The 20,654-nt window shown below is 69.0% G+C and carries 20 protein-coding genes; 9 read left to right on the top strand and 11 right to left on the bottom strand.

Annotation, left to right across the window (positions count from 1 at the left end):
• Positions 1-159: 159 nt before the first annotated feature.
• The gene (gene bldD, locus OX958_RS14880) at positions 160-672 is read left to right on the top strand and encodes a transcriptional regulator BldD (RefSeq protein WP_026163359.1); all 513 of its coding nucleotides are present in this window, start codon (positions 160-162) and stop codon (positions 670-672) included.
• A 308-nt stretch (positions 673-980) separates the two neighbouring features.
• On the opposite strand, the gene nusB is transcribed toward bldD, so the two are convergent.
• Together nusB and efp are read right to left on the bottom strand one after the other, a co-directional pair.
• Positions 981-1,391, bottom strand: coding sequence for a transcription antitermination factor NusB (gene nusB / locus OX958_RS14875; RefSeq protein ID WP_270138160.1), 411 nt, complete (start codon positions 1,389-1,391; stop codon positions 981-983).
• A 24-nt stretch (positions 1,392-1,415) separates the two neighbouring features.
• The gene (gene efp, locus OX958_RS14870) at positions 1,416-1,949 is read right to left on the bottom strand and encodes an elongation factor P (protein WP_270139067.1); all 534 of its coding nucleotides are present in this window, start codon (positions 1,947-1,949) and stop codon (positions 1,416-1,418) included.
• Between the two features lie 193 nt (positions 1,950-2,142).
• On the opposite strand from efp, the gene OX958_RS14865 reads away from it, so the two are divergent.
• Positions 2,143-3,147 (top strand): hypothetical protein, encoded by a 1,005-nt coding sequence (locus OX958_RS14865; protein ID WP_270138158.1) that lies wholly within the window; start codon positions 2,143-2,145, stop codon positions 3,145-3,147.
• Here OX958_RS14865 and fxlM read toward each other — a convergent pair.
• Entirely contained in the window at positions 3,131-4,363 is a 1,233-nt protein-coding gene (gene fxlM, locus OX958_RS14860) for a methyltransferase, FxLD system (protein ID WP_270138156.1), read from the bottom strand. The genes OX958_RS14865 and fxlM overlap by 17 nt on opposite strands.
• Positions 4,363-4,860, bottom strand: a complete 498-nt coding sequence (locus OX958_RS14855) for a MarR family winged helix-turn-helix transcriptional regulator (RefSeq protein WP_270138154.1) — start codon at positions 4,858-4,860, stop codon at positions 4,363-4,365. The genes fxlM and OX958_RS14855 overlap by 1 nt, the downstream gene beginning before the upstream one ends.
• Before the next feature lie 96 nt (positions 4,861-4,956).
• On the opposite strand from OX958_RS14855, the gene OX958_RS14850 reads away from it, so the two are divergent.
• Both OX958_RS14850 and OX958_RS14845 read left to right on the top strand, forming a co-directional pair.
• Entirely contained in the window at positions 4,957-5,841 is an 885-nt protein-coding gene (locus tag OX958_RS14850; RefSeq protein WP_270138152.1) for an EamA family transporter, read from the top strand.
• Positions 5,842-5,845: 4 nt separating this feature from the next.
• Positions 5,846-6,574: an NAD(P)-dependent oxidoreductase gene (locus OX958_RS14845; protein WP_270138150.1), complete on the top strand. Its 729-nt coding sequence runs from the start codon at positions 5,846-5,848 to the stop codon at positions 6,572-6,574.
• Between the two features lie 3 nt (positions 6,575-6,577).
• Here OX958_RS14845 and aroQ read toward each other — a convergent pair whose 3' ends face one another.
• Both aroQ and OX958_RS14835 read right to left on the bottom strand, forming a co-directional pair.
• Positions 6,578-7,024, bottom strand: a complete 447-nt coding sequence (gene aroQ / locus OX958_RS14840) for a type II 3-dehydroquinate dehydratase (RefSeq protein WP_270138148.1) — start codon at positions 7,022-7,024, stop codon at positions 6,578-6,580.
• A gap of 35 nt (positions 7,025-7,059) precedes the next feature.
• On the bottom strand, positions 7,060-7,848 hold the full coding sequence (locus OX958_RS14835) for a TetR family transcriptional regulator (RefSeq protein ID WP_270138146.1): 789 nt from the start codon (positions 7,846-7,848) through the stop codon (positions 7,060-7,062).
• Between the two features lie 68 nt (positions 7,849-7,916).
• Between OX958_RS14835 and OX958_RS14830 the strand changes: the two genes are divergently transcribed.
• On the top strand, positions 7,917-9,932 hold the full coding sequence (locus tag OX958_RS14830) for a HelD family protein (RefSeq protein WP_270138144.1): 2,016 nt from the start codon (positions 7,917-7,919) through the stop codon (positions 9,930-9,932).
• 60 nt (positions 9,933-9,992) lie between these two features.
• Here the strand turns inward: OX958_RS14830 and aroB are convergent, their stop codons facing one another.
• From aroB to OX958_RS14810, 4 genes are read right to left on the bottom strand one after another with little or no spacing between them, the layout of a single operon-like run.
• The gene (gene aroB, locus OX958_RS14825) at positions 9,993-11,138 is read right to left on the bottom strand and encodes a 3-dehydroquinate synthase (protein ID WP_270138143.1); all 1,146 of its coding nucleotides are present in this window, start codon (positions 11,136-11,138) and stop codon (positions 9,993-9,995) included.
• A complete protein-coding gene (locus OX958_RS14820; RefSeq protein ID WP_270138141.1) occupies positions 11,135-11,677 on the bottom strand; it encodes a shikimate kinase in 543 nt (180 codons plus the stop codon). Before OX958_RS14820 ends, aroB begins: the two co-directional genes overlap by 4 nt.
• Positions 11,674-12,879 carry a chorismate synthase gene (gene aroC / locus OX958_RS14815; protein WP_270138139.1) on the bottom strand — a complete coding sequence of 402 codons (1,206 nt, stop codon included), beginning with the start codon at positions 12,877-12,879 and terminating at the stop codon, positions 11,674-11,676. Before aroC ends, OX958_RS14820 begins: the two co-directional genes overlap by 4 nt.
• Positions 12,880-12,939: 60 nt before the next feature.
• A complete protein-coding gene (locus tag OX958_RS14810) occupies positions 12,940-13,146 on the bottom strand; it encodes a hypothetical protein (protein ID WP_270138137.1) in 207 nt (68 codons plus the stop codon).
• A 133-nt stretch (positions 13,147-13,279) separates the two neighbouring features.
• Here OX958_RS14810 and OX958_RS14805 point away from each other — a divergent pair, with 133 nt between their 5' ends.
• Complete coding sequence (locus OX958_RS14805; RefSeq protein WP_270138134.1) at positions 13,280-14,395, top strand: ADP-ribosylglycohydrolase family protein; 1,116 nt, start codon at positions 13,280-13,282, stop codon at positions 14,393-14,395.
• Here OX958_RS14805 and OX958_RS14800 read toward each other — a convergent pair.
• A complete protein-coding gene (locus OX958_RS14800; protein WP_270138132.1) occupies positions 14,380-16,035 on the bottom strand; it encodes an FAD-dependent oxidoreductase in 1,656 nt (551 codons plus the stop codon). The genes OX958_RS14805 and OX958_RS14800 overlap by 16 nt on opposite strands.
• A gap of 340 nt (positions 16,036-16,375) precedes the next feature.
• Between OX958_RS14800 and OX958_RS14795 the strand changes: the two genes are divergently transcribed.
• The 3 genes from OX958_RS14795 to OX958_RS14785 are packed head-to-tail and all read left to right on the top strand — an operon-like array spanning position 16,376 to position 20,654.
• The gene (locus OX958_RS14795; protein WP_270138130.1) at positions 16,376-18,628 is read left to right on the top strand and encodes a DUF4135 domain-containing protein; all 2,253 of its coding nucleotides are present in this window, start codon (positions 16,376-16,378) and stop codon (positions 18,626-18,628) included.
• Complete coding sequence (locus tag OX958_RS14790) at positions 18,625-19,686, top strand: hypothetical protein (RefSeq protein ID WP_270138128.1); 1,062 nt, start codon at positions 18,625-18,627, stop codon at positions 19,684-19,686. Before OX958_RS14795 ends, OX958_RS14790 begins: the two co-directional genes overlap by 4 nt.
• Positions 19,683-20,654, top strand: a complete 972-nt coding sequence (locus tag OX958_RS14785) for a JmjC domain-containing protein (RefSeq protein WP_270138126.1) — start codon at positions 19,683-19,685, stop codon at positions 20,652-20,654. Before OX958_RS14790 ends, OX958_RS14785 begins: the two co-directional genes overlap by 4 nt.

The following is a 20,654-nucleotide window of genomic DNA, read 5'->3' as shown; positions in this document are numbered from 1 at the left end:
ATCGGAAGTGACACGCCGTCTTGACGCTGGCCTCGCGGCCAGAATATTGTTACTCTGTGTAATCGTGGGGGGTTTGATCAAATGACCGCCCCAGGGTCCGGGGGAAAGTGACCGCCGGACCACCGGAGTATCGACCAAAAGTCGGAGGGAAGAACCAGCGTGCCTAGCGAATACGCGAAGACACTGGGCGGCAAGTTGCGCGCCATCCGCCAGCAGCAAGGTCTGTCGCTGCACGGCGTGGAAGAGAAGTCCAAGGGTCGCTGGAAGGCGGTCGTCGTCGGCTCTTACGAGCGTGGCGATCGGGCCGTCACCGTCCAGAAGCTTGCGGAGCTCGCCGATTTCTACGGCGTGCCGATCCGTGAGCTGCTTCCTGGATCCGCCAGCGCGGCGGCAGCGGCTGCTGCTCCGCCCAGGTTGATCCTCGACCTGGAGGCCCTGCAGCACCTCGACGCGAGCGAGGCCGGTCCGCTCACGCGGTACGCGGCCACGATCCAGGCCCAGCGCGGGGACTACAACGGCAAGGTGCTGTCGATCCGTCAGGACGACATGCGCACCCTGGCCGTGATCTACGACGAGTCGCCGACGACTCTGACCGAGCGTTTCATCTCCTGGGGTGTGCTCAACCCGGAGGCGAAGGGTGACGTCGAGGAGTCCGAGGCAGCCGGCGCCTGACCGGCGTCCGACTCGCGACGGCGTGACAAGACGGTCGGGGCTCGTAGCAGCTTGCCCACGGCCGCCTGCCCGCCTCTCCACACGGAGACGGGCCACCCGGGACCTGCCCGGGTCGCAGGAAAGGCTTTTTCAGTACGAGTAGTCGCACCACCAGGCCGGGGCCGTTCCCCCCGCGCCGACGAACGGGGACGCTGAGAAGGCCCGGCACCGCACCGTGGCGGTACCGGGCCTGTTGAGCACTACAGGCCTGCTGAGGGCCTGGACGAGAGTGACAGGACGGGCCAGTCCGGGTTTCGGCTGGAGCAGTCCTAGACGCCCAGCGTGGGCTTCAGCTGGAGCAGCCGGGCCAGCAGCCCGTTGACGAACGCCGGCGACTCGTCGGTGGACAGGTCGCGCGCCATCGAGACGGCCTCGCTGACCGCCACCACGTCCGGCACCTGCTCGTCGAACAGCAACTCGTAGGCGCCGATCCGCAGGATGTTGCGGTCGACGGCCGGCATCCGGTCCAGCGTCCAGCCCACCGAGTGCGCACCGAGCAGTTCGTCGATCGCCTCGATGTGCTCCGAGACCCCCTCGACCAGCGCGACGGTGAACTCGTTCACCGGCGGGTCGTTGTCGGCCACCCGGTCGGCCAGGGTGCCACCGACGGGCAACCCCCGGAGCTCCGACTCGAAGAGCACGTCGAGGGCGCGCTTGCGGGCCTTGCTACGGGCAGACATGTTCTGTTGTCCAGCTCTCGGGTGTCAGGAGGTGACGCGGCCGAGGTAGTCCCCGGTCCGGGTGTCCACCTTGACCTTCTCGCCGGTGGTCAGGAACAGCGGGACGTTGATGGTGTAGCCGGTCTCCAGCTTGGCCGGCTTGGTGCCACCGGTCGAGCGGTCGCCCTGCAGGCCGGGCTCGGTGTACTCCACGGTGAGCTCGACCGAGGCCGGGAGCTCGATGTAGAGCGGCAGTTCCTCGTGCACCGCGACGGTGGCTTCCTGGTTCTCCAGCAGGAAGTTCGAGGCGTCGCCGACGACCTCGGGGGTGATGTGCACCTGCTCGTAGGTGGTGCTGTCCATGAAGACGTAGGAGCCACCGTCGTTGTACAGGTACGTCATGTCGCGCTTGTCGACGTTGGCCACGTCGACCTTGACGTCGGCGTTGAAGGTCTTGTCGACGACCTTGCCGCTCAGCACGTGCTTCAGCTTGGTCCGCATCACGGCACCGCCCTTGCCGGGCTTGTGGTGCTGGAACCAGACGACAGACCACAGCTGCCCATCCAGGTTGAGCACCATGCCGTTCTTGAGGTCGTTCGTCGATGCCACGCGGGAGTTCCCCTTACGAAGTGACTGAGAGAAGTCAGCAGTCAGAAGTGATCAGCGGTACGCCAGATTGTAGCGGTCAGCAGGCAGTTCTCCCGACTCGTGGTCTCCGGGGGCTCTACGCTGGCCTCCAGGCAGTTCCCCGACCGCACCCCGGAGGCCCCCGATGACGACTGTGATCATCTTTGTCGTCTTCCTGCTCATCTTCGGGTTGGGCCGCAAGGCCGCGAAATCCGCGAAGGCGGACCCGTCGACCGCGAGCCCTCGGGTGCGGAGGTTGCTGGAGCAGATCCAGGCCCAGCAGGCCGGTCTGCAGCCGCCGCAGGTCCAGGGGCAATTCACCCAGCCCCTGTCGGGTCAGCCGTTGCCCGGACAGACCTTCCCCGGCGCTCCGCCCACCCAGGTCCACCGAAGCGGTCGCGCCCAGAGCAGCGCTCAGCTCGCCGGGATGTTGCACACGCTGCTCCAGGCCGGTCAGCAGGGGCAGTCCCCCACTTACGGCCAGCACCCGCAAGCGCAGGGACAGTACGGCCAAGGTCAGGTCAACCAGGGACAGTACGGCGGCCCTGCTGCACAAGGCGGATACGCGCCTCCCGGTCAGTACCAGCCGGCCCAGCAGTACCCCGCACAGCAGCCGACCAACTGGCCGCCGCAGTACCAGCAAGGCCCGCCAGCCCAGCACTACCAGGCGCCGCCTGCTCAGCAGTACCAGCAGACACCCCAGCACGCACCGCAGTACGCACCGCAGGCCAACCGTACCCAGCACGGCCGTCAGCCGGAGCACAACTTCCCGGCCCCGAACAGCCCGCTGGAGCGCCGCATCCGCGAGCTGATGAGCACCGGCAACGAGGTGCCGGCGATCCGGCTGCTCTGCGACGAGCAGGACCTCGGCATCATCGAGGCGCAGAAGTACGCCCGCGAACTGGTCGCCCCGCCTAGCAGGGCAGGCGCGACCCCTGACCTGGACAGCTCGCGGTCGGACTCGCCCGCAGAGGAGAACCGGTACGTCGGTTCCGCCGCCTTCGCCGAGTCGGTCTTCGATCTCGATCGCGACGAGAACGTCTGGGCCAGCGGCTGGGTCGAGAAGGCCGACACCGATGACCGCACCGACATCGACGAGCTGTGGCAGACAGTCCGCAACGCCGGCCGCCCCGCTACTCCGGCCAGCTGACGACCACCTGGTGATGCCGCTTCCGAAGCCGGAAGCCTGCCGGTAGCGCTGCCGGCGAAAAAGTGGCCGGGTAGATTCGTACTGTCGGTCCGGCGCCGTCACGCTGATTCTCCTTCCAGTAGCGCACCTCGCCTGCGAACGACCGCGCCATGGCTCGCGCGTCCGGACCGTGTGCGATGACACCGAGTTCGACATGATCCGGATCCGCGGTGGGGCGGGCGGTGAGATACCCCAGCGAACTGGCGGACGCGGCCGCAGAGGCTCCCCAGCGCGGGACCGGCGAGACGAGCCCCTTCTCCACCGCACGCTGCTCGGCGACCAGAACGCAGAATCCCGGCAGCGTCGAGGCGAGCCAGAGGTCGAGGTCGGACAACGGCTCCTCGCGATTCATCAGTACGCCGGACCACTGCGTCACCGGCCGCCGGTCCAGCACCCGCTCGGGTGGCAGCGGCTGACCGGCTTGATCCTCGTCGAAGCTCAGCTTCACCCGGCCGCCGTGCAACGACACGAAGCGCTCGTCCCCCGCGCCCTCTCCCTGCATGGAGACGAAGCCGCAGACCGTCATCGACCGGCTCTCCAGGCTGGTTCCCGATTCAGCGGCTCCGACCAGATCGAAGGCGGTCGACCGCGTCTGCGACCGCATCCTCAGCGGTACGACGATGCGGCCACCCGGCGCGAGCTGCTGCACCCACGCAGGGGCGATGTCCCAGGCGGTGACCGTGACGACGATCCGGTCGTAGGGAGCATGCTCCGGGCAGCCGAACTCGCCATCGGCCTGCCGAACCCGAACCGCCGGATAGCCGGCTGCCTCCAGACCTCGCCAGGCGCGAGCGGTCACCTCCTGGTCGATGTCGATCGTGGTGACCGCGCCGTCCGGCCCGGTGAGCTCGCTCAGCAGCGCCGCGTTGTAGCCGCCGGAGCCGATCTCGAGCACTCGGTGGCCGGGCTGGACGTCGGCCTGTCCGAGCATCAGCGCGACCACGGTCGGCTGCGAGACCGAGCTGATCGCGATCCCGGAACCGTCCCGCTTCATCAGCACGACGTCGTCGGTGTAGGCGAGCTCGACCGGGACCTGCGGAACGAAGAGATGCCGCGGAACGGCCCGGAAGGCATCGGCGATCCGGGCGTCCCGGATGGCGCCCTCGGCGACCAGCGACTCGGTCAGCGCGGCGCGCAACGTCCCGGCGTACGACGGATCGTTGCTGTCGGCATCCATCAGTCCGTCTTGTCGCCGAGGGACTCGAGCAGTTTGCGCAGAGTTCCGGCCAGAGCGTCGCGCTCGGCGCTGGACAGGGCGGCCAGCAACTGGTTCTCGGTGTCGATATGGGTCGGCAGGACCTTGTCGATCAGCTCCAGGCCGGCGGGCGTCAGGGAGACCAGGACACCGCGACCGTCCGTTTCGCTGGGACTGCGCTCGACCAGGCCACGCGCTTCCAGCTTGTCGAGCCGTTGGGTGATCGCGCCGGAGGTGACCATCGAGGAGCGCATCAGGCCGGCCGGAGTCAGGCTGTGCTCGGCGTTGCTGCGCCGCAGCGTCGCCAGTACGTCGAACGAGGCGCGGTCGAGCTCGTGGCGGGCGAAGTTGCGGCGCAGTTCGTTGTCGACCACCACGCCGAGCCGCTTGAGCCGGCCGAGGACGGCCATCGGGGAGGCGTCCAGGTCGGGGCGCCGCTCGCGCCACTGCCCGAGCACCAGGTCGACATGATCCGCCATGTGGCCAGCCTACTGGATCGCTTAGCGGTGAGATAAAGTCTTGAAAGTAGCTTAGTATTGAGATACTTTAGCTTAGTGCTAAGCAATCGAGCTGCCTTGATCCTCACCACGGCGATCGCGCCGGCACTGTGGGGAACCACTTACCTGGTCACAACGGAACTGCTGCCGCCGCAGCGTCCGCTTCTCGCCGCCTTCATCCGCGCACTGCCTGCGGGACTGCTCCTGGTCGCGCTCACCCGGCGCTTGCCACAAGGTGTCTGGTGGTGGCGCGCCTTCGTCCTCGGAGCCCTCAACATCGGGGCGTTCAACGCCTTGCTCTTCATCGGCGCCTACCGGCTGCCGGGCGGAGTCGCGGCGACTGTCGGGGCGCTGCAACCTCTCCTGGTTGCCCTGCTGTCGACTGGCTTGCTCGGCGAGCGGCTGACCACCCGAACCGTGCTGACCGCCTCGGCAGGAGTAGCCGGCGTGAGTCTCCTCGTACTACGTGCTGACGCGCGGCTGGACGCCTGGGGTGTCGTCGCCGCGCTGGGCGGTGCTGTGGTGATGGCCACCGGCGTAGTACTCAGCAAGCGGTGGGCCTCCCCCGCTCCCCTGCTCGCCACAACCGGCTGGCAACTGGTCACGGGTGGGCTGCTGCTCCTGCCTGTTGCGTGGATCGTCGAAGGGTCGCTGCCGTCGTCGCTCACTCTCGCCAATCTCGCGGGCTACAGCTACCTGACGATCTTCGGATCAGCTGTCGCGTACGCGCTCTGGTTCCGTGGCCTGCGTGCGCTTTCGCCCACCGATGTCACCTTCCTCGGTCTTCTCAGCCCGGTGGTGGCTACCGCACTCGGCTGGCTGGTGCTCAACCAGCAGCTCACCGCACTGCAGTTGGTGGGTGGGTTGATTGTCCTGGCTGCGTTGGTCACTGCTCAGTTGAAGAAGAAGCCCAGCACGAGAACACCCAGCATTCCACCTGTTCCTGTCACCGAAAGGGTTTGAGTTCATGCGCATCACCATCTTCGGAGCCACCGGCGCCGTCGGCAGTCGCGTGGTAGCCGAAGCTGTTGCCAGAGGCCACAAAGTGACGGCGGTCGGGCGGAATGAGCAGCGACTGAGGGCGCTGGTCGCCGGGATGACCGAAACCGAGGTGACGAAAAATGGCGGAGGTCAGCGGGCGCTCGCGTCCGGTGCGGATGAGACCGACGTGTCGAGCGGCGGCGGGATGCGGGTTCAGCGAGGTGACGCGTCTGATCCGGCTGAGGTTGCACGGCTGAGCCGGGGACAGGATGTGGTGATCGCTGCGACCCGACCCGTTGTGGGGCAGGAGGGTGAGTTGGCGATTGCCGCCAAGGGGTTGACGGCCGGGTTGGCAGGGAGCGGTGTCCGGCTGCTGATGGTGGGCGGCGCGGCGAGTTTGACCTTGCCGGGCAATCCGGGCACGACCGTTGTCGAGCAAGCCGGGTTCCCGGTGGAACTGCTACCGATTGCGCTGGCCTGCAACGAGCAGTTGGAGGTGGTGCGCGGGAGCAGCGGGGTCGACTGGACCTACCTGAGTCCGCCGGCGGTGCTCGAGCCGGGAACGCGAACCGGGAACTACCGCGTCGGGCGCGACGAATTGCTGGTGGCACCCGGCGGGACGTCGTACCTGTCGATGGAGGACTTCGCGGTGGCGCTCATCGACGAAGCAGAAAAACCACTCCACCGCGGCGTCCGCTTCACCGTCGGCTCCTGACGGTCAGGGCAGGGTGGTGATCGCGCGCAGAGCCAGCCGGTAGGAGTCGAGGCCGAAGCCGGCGATCGTGCCGGTGGCGACGGCCGCGACGACGCTGGTGTGCCGAAACTCCTCGCGGGCGGCCGGGTTGCTGATGTGGATCTCGATCAGCGGGGCGGTGCGCTGCGCGCAGGCGTCGCGAAGCGCGTACGAGTAGTGGGTGAAGGCGGCCGGGTTGAGGACGACCGGGGTCTTCGCGTCGGCGGCCTCGTGCAGCCAGCCGACCAGTTCGGCCTCGTCGTCGGTCTGCCGGACCTCGACCTCGAGCCCCAGCTCGGCACCGGTCTGCTCGCAGTCGGCGACCAGGTCCGCGAACGTGGTCGCTCCGTACACGTCCGGCTCCCGGGATCCGAGGCGGCCGAGATTCGGCCCGTTCAGCACCAGCACACGTCGCCCACCAGCATCAGTCACCACTCCACCCTAGTGCCACCGGGCGGCGGATCGCTTCAGCGGCGGAGCAGCCGCTGATATGCCTGCTTGGCCTCGGCGAGCGCGGTCCGGTACTGCGTATCGGCGGCGATTCCGGAGTTGAGGACCGTCCAGTTGCGGCGGGCCAGAACGTGCTGGGTGGAGATCAGGTCCGCGGCAGCCAGCTCGGCGGCCAGGACGCTGCCCAGCTGGTCGGTCAGCACCGCCGCGAGTGCCGCCTGATCCGCCGCAACGAACTGGTGCCGCCGGGTCGCCAGCGCCGGAGTCTCGAAGATCAGGCGATGGAAGGCGAGCACCTCCGGATCGTCGTTGAGGCCGGTGACCGGGTCCCGGCGCTTGAGTCCGTCGACGAAGTGGTCGCGCAGAACCTCCACCGGATCAACCGACGAAGCAGACCCGGCGCGAGCGCCAACTTCGGATCTGGCGCCAACTGCGACCCTGGCGCGTGCGTCCGTCGCGGACCCGGCGCCGGCTGCGGATCTGGCGCCGACTGCGACCCCGGCGCGAGCACCAGTCGCGGACCCGGCGCCGGAGCGAGCGCCCGTCCCAGACCCGGCGCCGCCGGCTGCGGCTCGGGCGGCGGTGACGACTCGGGCGGCCTCGCCGGCGTGGTCGGCGATCCGGTGCAGCGCGAGGTCCTGCTTGGTGGCGAAGTACTTGAACAGGGTCGGCTTGGAGACGTCCGCGGCGGCCGCGATGTCCGCTACCGACACCTGGTCGAAGCCACGCTTGAGGAACAGCTCGATCGCCGCCTGGGAAAGCGCCTCGTGCGTCTGCTGTTTCTTACGGTCCCGCAGTCCGGTCATGCCCTGACCATAGCAAATGTTAACCTGGTCAATCAGTTAACCGAGTCAAGCTTTTCAAGGAGCAACGGATGCGCGGACTCGACGAGGAGCGGAAGTACGCCGAGCGCTGCCGGGTGGCGCTACAGGCGATGATCGCCGGGGCGCGGGAGAACGTGGTGGTCGGCCAAGTGACCTGGGGAGATCGGTACACGGCCGAGCGACTCGGGTACTACCTGAAGAGCCTGGCGCGGGAGCTCGGAGACGAGGGGGCGGGGCCGCCGTTCTTCGGGCTGATCGGCTACGGCACCGACGAGAGCGCCGGCGAGCACCGCCACCAGACGTACTATCTGGGCCGGCGGCACATCTCCGACGCGATCGGCCGGCCGCCGCTGGTGATCGACTGGCGAGCCCCCGTCTCCACCTCGTTCTACCGCGCGAGTCCGGCGAACCGCTTCGGTGTCAGCACCCGGCGCCGCTTCGGCTGGTCCGAGGACACGCTGACCGGGTACGAGGACGAGCACCTGGACCAGGCCGATCTCGCCGGTACAGCTCTCGGAGGCATCCTGCGAGCGGAGATCGAGCGGCCCCGAACCGGACCGATGCGGGACATCGTGGCGACGATCCAGCCGGAGCAGGACGTGCTGGTCAGGGCGGAACTGGCCGAATCGCTCTGTGTGCAAGGGGCTCCGGGGACGGGAAAGACCGCGGTCGGACTGCATCGGGCGGCGTATCTGTTGTACGTGCACCGCGCCCGGTTGCAGCGCAACGGCGTACTGGTACTCGGTCCGAACCGGGCCTTTCTGCACTACATCTCTGCGGTGCTGCCGACGCTCGGCGAGGTGGACGTCGAGCAGACCACGATCGAGGAACTGCTGACCGGCAAGCAGCACCCGGTCCGCGCTACCGACGAACTGGCCGCCGCGCGGGTGAAACAGGATCCGCGGATGGCCGAGGTTCTCCGGGCAGCGCTCTACCACCGCCTCCGTCCACCGGCCGAGGCTGTCGTCGTACCGGACAGCTCCTATCGGTGGCGGGTGAACCAGCCCGAGTTCGAGCAGCTGGTCGACGACGCCCGGCAGGAGGCAGCGACGTACAACCTGGGTCGGGACCGGGTGATCTCGCGGCTCGTCGCCGTGTTGCAGCGTCAGGCCGAGGCCCGCGGACAGAACTGCAACGGCAGCTGGCTGCGCAAGATGAATCGTGCAGTGATGCCCGCCGTCGACGCGGTCTGGCCGGCGGTCAGGGCAGAGGATCTGCTGGCCGACCTACTCAGCGATCACGCGATGCTCGCCGCGGCTGCCGGGGACCTGCTCTCTGGTGAGGAACAGGCAGCGATCGCCTGGAAGCGTCCACGCAAAGCGAAAAGCGCTCAGTGGACCGCGGCCGATGCGGTCCTGCTGGACGAAGCGAGAGCGCTACTGGAGCGCGGCCCCTCCTACGGGCACGTGATCATCGACGAGGCCCAGGACCTCTCCCCCATGCAGTGCCGCGCGATCGCCCGGCGCAGCGAGCACGGCTCGATCACCGTCCTCGGCGACCTCGCCCAAGGGACGACACCGTGGGCCGCCCGCGACTGGCCGCAGCAACTCACCCACCTCGGCAAACCGGACAGCACCGTGATCGCCCTGACCACCGGGTACCGCGTTCCCGCTGTGGTGGTCGAGTTCGCGAACAGGTTGTTCGAAGGACTCGGCGTCGACGTACCGCCCGCCAGGTCGTTCCGCGCCGACGGCCGCCTCACCGTCCAGCACAGCGACAACCTCACCACCGCCTGTACCGACGCCGTCCGAGCGGCCCTGAAGGAGGACGGCTCGATCGGCGTGATCGCCACCGACGACGCGATCGACCAGCTCCGCGATGCCCTCCGACTCGACGGCATCGACACCATCGAGGCCGAGGGCGACGGCCGGGTCGCCGTCGTACCCGCGTCCCTGGCCAAAGGCCTGGAGTACGACCACGTGATCGTGATCGAGCCCGCCGCGATCATCGACGCCGAACCCCGAGGACTGAACCGCCTCTATGTCGTCCTGACCCGAGCGGTGTCGCGCCTCGACGTCCTGCACTCCCGCCCCCTGCCGCCCCAGCTGAGGGGAAGCGAGGCCTGACTTCGGCACTCCCGGGCGGCAGTTCGGCAAGACTCGTCGAGACGAGGAGCGACTGCTACCTCAACTGATCTCGGCGTAGGCGGCGACGAGCAGGCCCGGGTCCGGGGCTTCGAGGATCGTGGGCTTGGCGAGCGAGTCCAGGATCACGAAGCGGAGCCGGTCGGCGCGGGTCTTCTTGTCGAGCTTCATCGCGTCCTGCAGGTGCGGCCAGGCGTCGGCGCGGTAGCGCACCGGCAGTCCGAGCGACTCCAGTACGGCGCGGTGCCGGTCCGCCGTCGCGTCGTCGAGCTTGCCGGCGGCGCGCGCGAGCTCGGCGACGAAGACCATTCCGATGCTGATCGCCGCGCCGTGCCGCCACTTGTAGCGCTCGACCCGCTCGATCGCGTGACCGAGGGTGTGACCGTAGTTCAGGGCTTCCCGGCCGATCTGGCCGCCGGCGGTGGTGGTCTTCTCCCGCAGGTCGGCGCCGACGCTGTCCGCCTTGACCTGGATCGAGCGGGCGATCAGTTCCTCGGTGTGCCGGTACGCCGGTGACGACGACCCCTCCGGGTCGGCCTCGACCAGGTCCAGGATCACCGGATCGGCGATGAAGCCGCACTTCACCACCTCGGCCAGACCGCTGACATAGTCGTTGCGGGGCAGGGATTCCAGCGCGGCCAGGTCGCACAGCACCCCGGCCGGCTCCCAGAACGCGCCGACCAGGTTCTTGCCCTCGGCCGTGTTGATCCCGGTCTTGCCGCCGACGGCCGCGTCGACCATGCCGAGCAGCGTCGTCGGGATGTGCACGACCTTGACGCCACGCAGCCAGGTCGCCGCGACGAAGCCGGCCAGGTCGGTGGTCGTCCCACCGCCGATCGACACGATCGCGTCGGACCGGGTGAACCCCGCCTGCCCGAGCACCGACCAGCAGTACGCCAGCACCTCGGCGGACTTGGCCTCCTCGGCGTCCGGGATCTCGATCGCGTGCGCGGTGAAGCCGCCGGCGACCAGGTCGTCCCGGATGGCGTCGCCGCTGGTCCGCAGGGCGCGCGGGTGGATCACGGCGACCCGGCGGACGTCGTCGCCCAGCAGGCCGGGCAGTTCGCCGAGCAGATTGTTGCCGATGACAACGTCGTACGGCGCGGCGGCGGCCACCCGGATCCGGCGGGCCCCGTCGATGGGTTCAGCGGTGGGTTCGGTGGGCCGGCCGGTGGACGGGTCGGTCATCCGAGCTGCTCCACGATCTCGTCGGTGATCTCCTGCGGCGTCCGGCCGTCCGTGCTGACCGTGTGCTTGGCGACCTCGGCGTAGAGCGGCCGGCGGGCGTCCATCAGGTTCTTCAGCTGGGTCCGGACGTTGCCGAGCAGCAGCGGCCGGGCGACGCCCAGACCAACCCGCTTGGCCGCCTCACCGACCGACACCTCGAGGTACACGACGGTGTGACCGACCAGCTCGGCGCGGGTGTCCGCGTCCAGGATCGCGCCGCCACCGAGCGACAGGACGACGTCGTCGGCGGCCAGCGCCGCCACGATCGCGGCCCGCTCCAGTGCCCGGAAGGCCGGCTCACCGGAATCGACGAAGATGTCCGAGATCGGCTTGCCCGCGGTGTTCACGACATCGGTGTCGGTGTCGCGGTGCTGCTTGCCGAGCTTGGCGGCGAGCAGCTCGGCGACCGTCGATTTTCCCGAACCGGGCGGTCCGACCAGTACGACGGCCGGCCCGCGCGAGCCCGTGCCCGGAGCGGAGCCTGGTACGGCGTCGCTCACTCGGCGCTCCACTCGCGCGGGGTGATCGTGGCCGGCAGGCTCGCCAGATAGGACTTGTGGTTGCGCGACGTCTCGGCGACCGAGTCGCCACCGAACTTCTCGATCGACACGTCGGCCAGCACCAGCGCGACCATCGCCTCGGCGACGATGCCCGCGGCCGGTACGGCGCAGACGTCGGACCGCTGGTGGTGGGCGGCCGCCGCCTCACCGGTGACGGTGTCGATCGTGCGCAACGCCCGCGGCACGGTCGCGATCGGCTTCATCGCCGCGCGCACGCGCAACGTCTCCCCCGTGCTCATACCACCTTCGGTTCCACCGGAGCGGCCGCTGGTCCGGCGGACCTCACCGTTGTCGGCGACGATCTCGTCGTGCGCCTTCGAGCCCGGCGTACGGGCCAGCTCGAAGCCGTCGCCGAGCTCGACGCCCTTGATCGCCTGGATGCCCATCAGCGCGCCGGCCAGCTTGGAGTCCAGCCGGCGGTCCCAGTGCACGTAACTGCCGAGACCCGGCGGCAGGCCGTCGACGATCACCTCGACGACGCCGCCGAGAGTGTCACCGGCCTTCTGCGCCTGGTCGATCTCGGCCACCATCTGCTTGCTCGCGTCCGCGTCCAGGCAGCGGACCGGGTCCGCGTCCAGCCGGGCCAGGTCGTCGATCGACGGGATCACGCCGTACGGCGCCTTGACCGTGCCGAGCTCGACGACATGGCTGACGATCGTCACGCCGTACGCCTGCCGCAGGAACCTGGCCGCGACCTCACCGAGGGCCACCCGGGCCGCCGTCTCGCGCGCGCTCGCCCGCTCCAGCACCGGGCGGGCCTCGTCGAAGCCGTACTTCTGCATCCCCGCGAGGTCGGCGTGGCCGGGCCGCGGGCGGGTCAGCGGCGCGTTGCGGGCCAGGTCGGCCAGCACCTCGGGATCGACCGGGTCCGCGGACATCACCTGCTCCCACTTCGGCCACTCCGTGTTGCCGACTTGGATCGCCGCGGGACTGCCCAGTGAGAGCCCGTGCCGGAACCCGCCCAGGAACGTCACCTCGTCCCGTTCGAACTTCATCCGGGCGCCACGGCCGTAACCGAGACGACGACGAGCCAAGGCGTCGGCCACGTGATCCGTGGTGACCTGGACGCCTGCGGGAAGACCTTCGAGTACGGCGACGAGCGCTTGTCCGTGCGACTCGCCGGCGGTGAGCCAGCGCAGCATGCCGCAATCCTCCCATGCCGACCGGGCCGCCCCGGCGGCAGTCTCGCCATCCGTCGGCGGTCAGCAGGTGGTGGCGCGGTCCGGATCCAGCGCGCTGCGGACGGAGAGCGCGACATCGAGGGCGCGGGCCACCGGGTTCGCGGCGCAGCTGCTCTGGTTCTGCGGCAGGGCGGCACTGGCGCCGCCGGCCGCGGCACCGCCCAGTACGAGGATGGCCAGGCCCGTGCCGGCCGCCCTGGCGACGGTGCGGCGCAGCTTGGTGGTCATCGTGTCCTCCCGGAGTTCGTTGCTCGGTGAGTACGACGCTATTCGCCGGCCGAGTGGAACGAACTGGCCTTGGGTCCCGTCTTGAGGTAGTGCTAGCGCTACCACCGTTACCGATGACAACTGGGAGACACCGATGACACGGGCCGACGACGAGGCTTACCGGGCGCGGGTCCGGGGGTGTCTGCTGGGTGGGGCGATCGGGGACGCGCTGGGTGGACCGGTGGAGTTCACCGACGCGGCGGCGATCGTCGCCGCGCACCCCGGCGGGGTCCGGGAGTTCGTGGACGGCGGCGCGGGATGGCCGGCCGGAACGATCACCGACGACACCCAGATGACGTTGTTCACGGTCGAAGGACTGATCCGGGCCGGGGTCCGCACCGACCGGGGAATCGGGTTCACGGTCGCGGTCGTGCACCACGCCTACGATCGCTGGCTGGACACCCAACTGCTGCCTGGTCCCAGTGGCGAGCGTGACGGCTGGTTGCACTCCGAGCAGTGGTTGTACGCACGGCGTGCTCCCGGCAACACCTGCCTGTCCGCACTGACCGAGGCGCGTAAAGGCGGTGACCGGATCGCCCAGTTCGGCGCGCAGGCTGCCAACGACTCCAAGGGCTGCGGGGGCGTGATGCGAGTCGCCCCTTTCGGCCTGCTCCCCACCTCCGACCTCAACTGGATCTTCAAGTCGGCAGCTGAGGCAGCCGGCTACACCCACGGTCATGTCACCGGCAAGCTGGCCTCCGGTGCCCTCGCCGCGATCGTCAACCAGCTCAACCAGGGCGCCGACCTGGACACCGCCCTGGACGCGACCCAGGCCGTCCTCGCGACCCAATCAGGCCACGAGGAAACCAGTACCGCGCTCGCGAAGGCGCGGGAACTCGCAGCGGGTGACCGCACCCCCGGACCTGCCACGGTGGAGTCGCTGGGCGGCGGCTGGATCGCCGAGGAAGCGCTCGCGATCGGCGTGTACTGCGCTCTGGCCTATCCCGAGCCGGCCCAGTTCCTCGACGCACTGGCGCTTGCGGTCACGCACTCCGGCGACTCCGACTCCACCGGATCGATCTGCGGCAACCTCCTCGGAGCACTGCACGGAGAGACCGCTCTCCCGGCAGCGCTCGTCTTCGGCCTCGAGGGCCGCGGCACCATCCTGCAACTGGCGGACGACTTCGTCCTGGAGTTGACCCAGGCCGGCCAACTGCACGGCGACTACGGCCCGCAGACCGGCTGGACCACCCGCTACCCAGGCTGGTAGTCCGGTTCGATCGAAAGCTTGTGCCGGAAGACGTTCCGCGGATCCCAGGTCGCCTTCACGCGTTGCAACCTCGCGTAGTTGCCCTGGTAGTACAGCTCGCTCCACGGCACCCCGGACTTGTTGTACCGCGGATCGGCGAGATCCACGTCCGGGTAGTTGATGTAGGAGCCGGCATTGGTTGCGTTCGGCACCGGGACGCCGCCGGTCTCGGCGTACAGGTCGGAGTACAGCTTTCGGGCCCACCCGATCTGCGCCTCGTCCTGCGTCGGGTCCTCCCAGCTCGCGGTCATCACCATCTTCGCCACCACGTCACGCTGGACGGTCGCCGTCGCGGCCGGCGGCACCGTGTTCACCTGGCCGCCGTACGGGATCAGCAGGACCGACGATCCCGGCGCGACCACCGACTCCGGGTCGCTGAGATTGCGGTACAGCACGTTCAGCTGCGCGTCGGAGTACCCCTTGCGCAGATAGGCCGCCTTGAACTTGCCGCGGGCCGGCGCGAGGTCCTCGGCGATCGACCGCTGCATCGTCAGGCGCAGGAACGGCCCCTCCGGTACCTCGATCAGCTGCGGCGCCGGATCGGAGATCCCCGCGGTCATCGCCGCGTTGAACGCCTTCATGAGGCCGGCCGCGTTCGGCACCGCTGCGTCCAGCTGGGTGGACAGCAGGAAGTTCCCGGCCTTGACCGGGGTCAGGATGAACGGGCTGTAGAGCGTCGAGTACGGCGAACCGGCGCTGTTGTTCGCCTCGAAGAAGTCGAACCAGTTGCGCAGTGTCCGGACGAACCCCGCCTGGGTCACCGTCTTCCAGTCGTAGACCAGCACACTGGACAGCAGCGAAGCAGGTGCCTTGGGCAACAATTTTGCCGGGTCCGAGCCACGGGCACCGACGCTGCGCATCAGGTACCGGACGATCACCCCGAAGTTGCCGCCACCACCGCCGGTGTGGGCCCACCACAGATCCTTGTACTGGTTGTCCCTGGTCGCCACCACCGCGCGAGCGCGACCGCGAGCGTCGACCACGACCACCTCGACGCCGTACAGGTGGTCGACGACGGAGCCGTACTTGCGCGACAGCGGCCCGTACCCGCCGCCGCTGAAGTGCCCGCCGACCCCTACGCCCAGGCAGCCGCCACCGGGAACAGTGACGCCCCAGCCGTAGAAGAGCGCCTTGTAGACGGTCTCGAGCGTCGCGCCGGCGCCGATGGAGAAGGCGTGGTAGCGCTCGTCGAAGGTGACCTCGTCGTACTGCGACATGTCGAGCAGCACCTCGACGTCGCTGTGGTCGACGAAGTCCTCGAAGCAGTGCCCGCCGCCGCGGACCGCGATCCGCTTGTTCGCGCGGACCGCTTCCTGCACGGCCTGGACGGCGTCCTCGGCGGAGCGGATCACCCGCGCGTACTCGGGCCGGGCGACGAACCGCCGGTTCGTGCCTCGCTGTACGAGATCCTGGTAGCGGGCGTCGTTCGGCCGGATCTTGCCGCTGCCCGAGGTGGCGGTGGTGGTGACAGCGGCGGTGGCGGTGGCGGTGGCGGTGGCGGTGGCGGTGGCGGTGGCGGTGGCGGTGGCGGTCGGGATGCTCAGGGCGGCACCGGCGGCGATACCGCCGGACAACAGGCCCCTTCGGCTCACTGGTGGCATGGATCGACACTAGGGAGGCGCGAACCGCGCGGCATCCGCCAGCAGACGGATTTCCGAGATCCACCGATCACTTCGACCGAGATCGAATCCGGTGACTCCTCGTGGCCACTTCCTGCCAGCCGGCAACTTTGCCGGCCGGCGGCTCGTCAGTACTGATGTTCGCGCCGGGGCCGACCGTTCCGGCGAACCCATCTCAAGGAGGAAACGTGGAGATCACCCGCGAATTCGATCTGACCATCGGCGAGCTGGAGTCCGACCTGCCCGAAACCGACGGAGTCGCCACCCGCGGCACCTGCCACGGGGTCTACTGCCTCGTCGACTAGTGGGGAGCCTCTCCGCCATGACTCCGGAGGCCGGCGCCGCACTGGTGTCCGCGATCCGGGCCGGGCGCGCCAACGGGGTTCTGCCACCGATCGTCGCCGTCGACGCCGACGGGCTGATCAGGGCCGAACGGCACCTGTCCGGTCGGGCCGACGCCGACCTGGTCGCCGAACTCCTCGCCCGCCCGGACTTCTCGGGCCTACTCGAGCTGCTGGCCACCCTGGCCAACGGCTGCACCGAGCTGCGTTCCACCTTCCCTGGCGTCCTGGCGGAGGGCGTTCTCCAACCGCTCAACGGCGCGCTGTTCGGGCCGCTGACCGGATCGGCCTTCTTGGCCTGTCTGGGCGGCGCGGACAGCGCGTCCCGGTACAACCCGCGGGCCGAGGGCGTTCGGTTCCTCGCCTTCCTGCGAACGTTTCTGGAGCGGTTGCCGGCCGACGCGGACCGGCTCTGGTTCGACGCGCAATTTCCGGTGACCGGCCTGACCGCGCACGACGGCGAGACGCACAACGGCCGCCAACGCGTACTCCGGGTGGACTTCTCCGACGGCCGCAGCGTCGCCTACAAGCCACGGCCCGCCGATGTCGACCGGCTCTTCCTTGCTCGGCAATCGTCCGTCTTCGCGCTGCTGAACGAGCTGCCACCGGCGTCAGGGTCGATCCTGCTGCCCTTGATGGAGCAGCTGCCCGGCGACGGAACCTACTCGTGGCAAGAGTGGATCGAGCCGCCGGCTCAGTGGGGAGTACTCCGACAGCGGGCCGGCAACTCGTTGTCCGGTGCGCGGCTCGACGACGCCGGGGTCTTCTGGCATCGGGCCGGTTCCCTGACGGCGGCCTGCTTCGGATTCGGCATCACCGACCTCGCCGAAGGCAACCTGGCCGTCGGTGTCCGGCCGGGGCAACCCCAACCGCTGATGTATCCGATCGACCTGGAACTGGCCCTGGTCGAGGTGCGCAGGCTGCCCGAGACCGGCCTGGTCGGCGGCCCGGATACTCCGCATCATCATGTCGGACTGGAGAGCGAGCCTCGCTTCTGCGCTCTGGACGGCCCGACTCTCTGCCTGGTCGAAGTCGGGACCGACGCGGCCGGGCGAGCGACTGCCCTTGCCACCCGGCCGCGGTCCGCGCCCTGGGCACGGCAAGAGACTCGGACGGTGGTCGCCGACCGAGAAGGACAGCTCGGGTACGGCGCCTACCCGACCCGGTTCCTCCGCGGCATGTTCGACGCCTGGACGCTGCTGGTCGGCAACGTGCCGAAGCTGCAGGCCGTCCTCGAGCAGCCGGCCACCACCCGGGTACTGCTCCGTTCCACCTCCGGCTACACCGAGCCTCTCGACGACTTCCTGCTGACCGGCGCCGCACCGCCGGACGACTTCATCCCGGCCGAGCGCGAACAGTTCCTGCGGTACGACGTCCCGTACTTCTACCGCTCCCTGCGAGGCGGCCCACTGAAGCACTGGGATCCAGCCACCGGCGCCTCAGTCGAAACAGGGCACGAAGTCCCACCGCCACTCGACTGGGCCGGCGGGCTCACCCTGTCCCGGCTGGGTGTCGCCCTTCGCGACGCCGTCACCCCGATCGCTGAGCAGCCGATCCAGCTCATCGACGAGCACGCCCACCTCGTCGTGCGCGATCCCGAACACGGCGCGGTCGGCTTCGACTGGCCAGAGGCGAACCGGCGATTCATCTACCAGTGGCACGGACAGAAGCTCAAGCTCCGACTGTCGGCACTCGACGAACTCGCCGCGATCCGCGAGCGTCTGCTGAAGGTCGACGCCGTCGATGCGAGCTGGCGCGGACCGTGGGCCGACGGCGCGTTCCAGGACGAGGCGATCGCCGAGCGGCTGGCCAAACTGACCACAGTCGCTTCGACCTGGCTGCGACAGGTGATCGAGCAGCACGGGTGGCCAGGGCCACTGCTCGTCGGCGAGGACGCCGCCGACGCGGCCTGCCGGCTCGTTCAGCATCTTGATGACCAGGCCGATTTCCAGCGGAGTTGCCTGGAGTTGCTGACCGCAGCGGTCGACGTACCCCGCTCGCAGGTCGCCTATCTCACCGACACCCTGCGGCTGGCCGAAGACCGGCCGCAGGTCTACGGCACCAAGTTCCGGACCGTGGACGGCCGGCTGGTGCCGTGCGCGCTGGAAGACCCCGGCACCGTCGACGAACGTCGTTCGGCTGTCGGTCTCGAGCCACTGGCCGCCTACGCCGCCCGGCTACAACAGCGGTTTCCACACGCGACGACGACAACCGAGATGGCGGAGGATGCATGACCGACTGGACGACGTACGTCGCACAGCCCTGGCAGACCACAGCCCTGCGCCTGCGGGGCGATGCCTCTCCGATCAGCGGGCAAGCGGCGTACGACGCGGTGGTCGCGGCGGCCGAACCTTTCCGGCACGGTTCGAGGTTCCGGACGCTGCCCGACGTCCGCTTTCTGCGTGCACCGGGACGGGTCGGCGTGCCAGGCGAGTTGCTCCCCGGACCTACTGACACGTCGCTGCAGGAGTACCTGGGCCGGGTCGGCGCCGAGCCGTTCGTGCTGGCCGTGCGGGAACCGTTGATGCTCGGCTACCCACTCTGGTCGCAGGTCCGCGCGTTGATCGAACCGCTCTGGCAACTGATCGGCGTACCGGTCGCGCCGGTGTCCTGCGACCTGGTGGTGTCCGGCGGGCTGCCCTGGCAGCAGAGCACGCCGGGCTATCACAGTCTGGTCTGGGCACTGGACGGCCAACTGACCGCGCAGGTGGACGGGGAAACTCTGACGGGTGAGGCAGGCGACCTCCTGTCCTGGCCGCCAGGTACTGCCGAGATCAGCGGTTCGGGCTGCCTGTGGCTGCGCTTGCTGCTGCCGACCGACGGCAAACTGGCGGCCGAAGAGGTCGTCAGACTCCTGATCGCGAATCTGGAGCGTCGACGCGGAACGGCTGCCGCCCCCTATCTGCCCCTGTCCGAGGCGGACCAGGTGATGTCGCCGTACCAGGAGACAGCGGCCAGGATGGCCGAGTTGAGTCACAGCCCGGCGATCGAGCGGAGTCTGCGGGTCCAGTGGGCCAAGCGGATCAGCGCGGGAGCTTTGGAGCCTGTGCCGGCGCCTCGGCGGTCCGACCTGGTGCCTGGGCAGCGGGTCCGGTCAGTCGCGCGGGTGTATCGGCAACCCGACGACGACAAGTTCCTGTGGGCCGTCAATGGGCACGCCTTCACCGTCGGCGGTGGTGACGAACTACTGGCCGAGTTGCGCGACGGTGAGTTCGCCGTCCGCGACGACGCCTACCTGCCTTTGGTGCGGAGACTGCATGCTCTGCGAGCCGTGGAGGTGGTGACTCCGTGAGCGAACTGGCGATCACGGACAAGCTGGACTGGGCCGAGTTCGCCCAGCTCTACTGGGATCGGCGTCCGGTTTTGATCCGTGGCGTGCAACCGCCGCCCTTCGTGGCCGAGGAGGTGTTCGCTGCCGCCGTCGGCGCGCAGGAAGCCGAGTACGGCGGACAACGGGCGCCGACGGCGCAGTTCACGATCGAGCGCACCGTGCACGGCGGGAACGACCTGCTGCTGCCGGCAGCGGCCGACCGGACTTTCGATCAGTACGAGGCCCGGTTGAAGCCGGTGCTGGACGACCGCGGCTACGCGCTGATCGTCAGCGTCCTGCACGCCTTCGACCGGGAAATGTGGCAGCGGGAACGGCAATTCTTCGCCAGCCTCTGGGAACAGGTCGGACTGCCGCTCACCGGCGCGATCACGACAATGTTCCACGGGAATTACGACAACAGCCCGGTCGGTGTGCACAAGGACCGCTTCGCGACCTTCATGTTCGGTCTGCGCGAACGCAAACGGATGCGCTTCTGGGCGGAACGGCCGTGGACCGATCCGGTCAGCACAGTAGTGGACTACCAGCGGTTCCTGCCCACGTCGTTCGCGGTCGAGGTCGAGCCCGGCGACCTGCTCTACTGGCCGTCGAGCTACTACCACGTCGGCGAGAACTGTGGGCCGACGCCGGCCACCAGCGTGAACATCGGCGTACCGCGCGACGAGCACAAGGTCGAGTACGAGCTGGAAGACCTGCTGGCCGATCTGGATCCCCGCCTGCTGATGGCCGCCGGAGAACGCCTGAAGGTCCTGGCCGAGGGCATCGAAGCGCCCGCGACGGTCGAGGTCCCGGCGAGCGGCGAACTGTCCGGCCGGTTGCCGGCAGCGTTCGAGCAGGCCTTGCGGAACTGCCGGGAGCTGTCCTTGCACCAGCGGGTCGAGGAGGTGTCCAGGCACCGCTGGGAGGCCGGCGGATTCTGGCCGAGGCCATGA

This window comes from Kribbella sp. CA-293567, assembly GCF_027627575.1.
Classification (GTDB): Bacteria; Actinomycetota; Actinomycetes; order Propionibacteriales; family Kribbellaceae; genus Kribbella.
This window is presented reverse-complemented; position numbering and strand designations above follow the sequence as displayed.

Bases quoted from the DNA above. Each gene is read 5' to 3' on its own strand.
- OX958_RS14810 (WP_270138137.1), bottom strand. From the start codon at position 13,146: ATGACCACCAAGCTGCGCCGCACCGTCGCCAGGGCGGCCGGCACGGGC.
- OX958_RS14800 (WP_270138132.1), bottom strand. From the start codon at position 16,035: ATGCCACCAGTGAGCCGAAGGGGCCTGTTGTCCGGCGGTATCGCCGCC.
- efp (WP_270139067.1), bottom strand. From the start codon at position 1,949: ATGGTGCTCAACCTGGATGGGCAGCTGTGGTCTGTCGTCTGGTTCCAG.
- OX958_RS14790 (WP_270138128.1), top strand. From the start codon at position 18,625: ATGACCGACTGGACGACGTACGTCGCACAGCCCTGGCAGACCACAGCC.
- OX958_RS14795 (WP_270138130.1), top strand. From the start codon at position 16,376: ATGACTCCGGAGGCCGGCGCCGCACTGGTGTCCGCGATCCGGGCCGGG.
- OX958_RS14805 (WP_270138134.1), top strand. From the start codon at position 13,280: ATGACACGGGCCGACGACGAGGCTTACCGGGCGCGGGTCCGGGGGTGT.
- OX958_RS14845 (WP_270138150.1), top strand. From the start codon at position 5,846: ATGCGCATCACCATCTTCGGAGCCACCGGCGCCGTCGGCAGTCGCGTG.
- fxlM (WP_270138156.1), bottom strand. From the start codon at position 4,363: ATGGATGCCGACAGCAACGATCCGTCGTACGCCGGGACGTTGCGCGCC.
- nusB (WP_270138160.1), bottom strand. From the start codon at position 1,391: ATGTCTGCCCGTAGCAAGGCCCGCAAGCGCGCCCTCGACGTGCTCTTC.
- aroC (WP_270138139.1), bottom strand. From the start codon at position 12,879: ATGCTGCGCTGGCTCACCGCCGGCGAGTCGCACGGACAAGCGCTCGTC.
- OX958_RS14835 (WP_270138146.1), bottom strand. From the start codon at position 7,848: ATGACCGGACTGCGGGACCGTAAGAAACAGCAGACGCACGAGGCGCTT.
- OX958_RS14855 (WP_270138154.1), bottom strand. From the start codon at position 4,860: ATGGCGGATCATGTCGACCTGGTGCTCGGGCAGTGGCGCGAGCGGCGC.
- OX958_RS14830 (WP_270138144.1), top strand. From the start codon at position 7,917: ATGCGCGGACTCGACGAGGAGCGGAAGTACGCCGAGCGCTGCCGGGTG.
- OX958_RS14865 (WP_270138158.1), top strand. From the start codon at position 2,143: ATGACGACTGTGATCATCTTTGTCGTCTTCCTGCTCATCTTCGGGTTG.
- aroB (WP_270138143.1), bottom strand. From the start codon at position 11,138: ATGACCGACCCGTCCACCGGCCGGCCCACCGAACCCACCGCTGAACCC.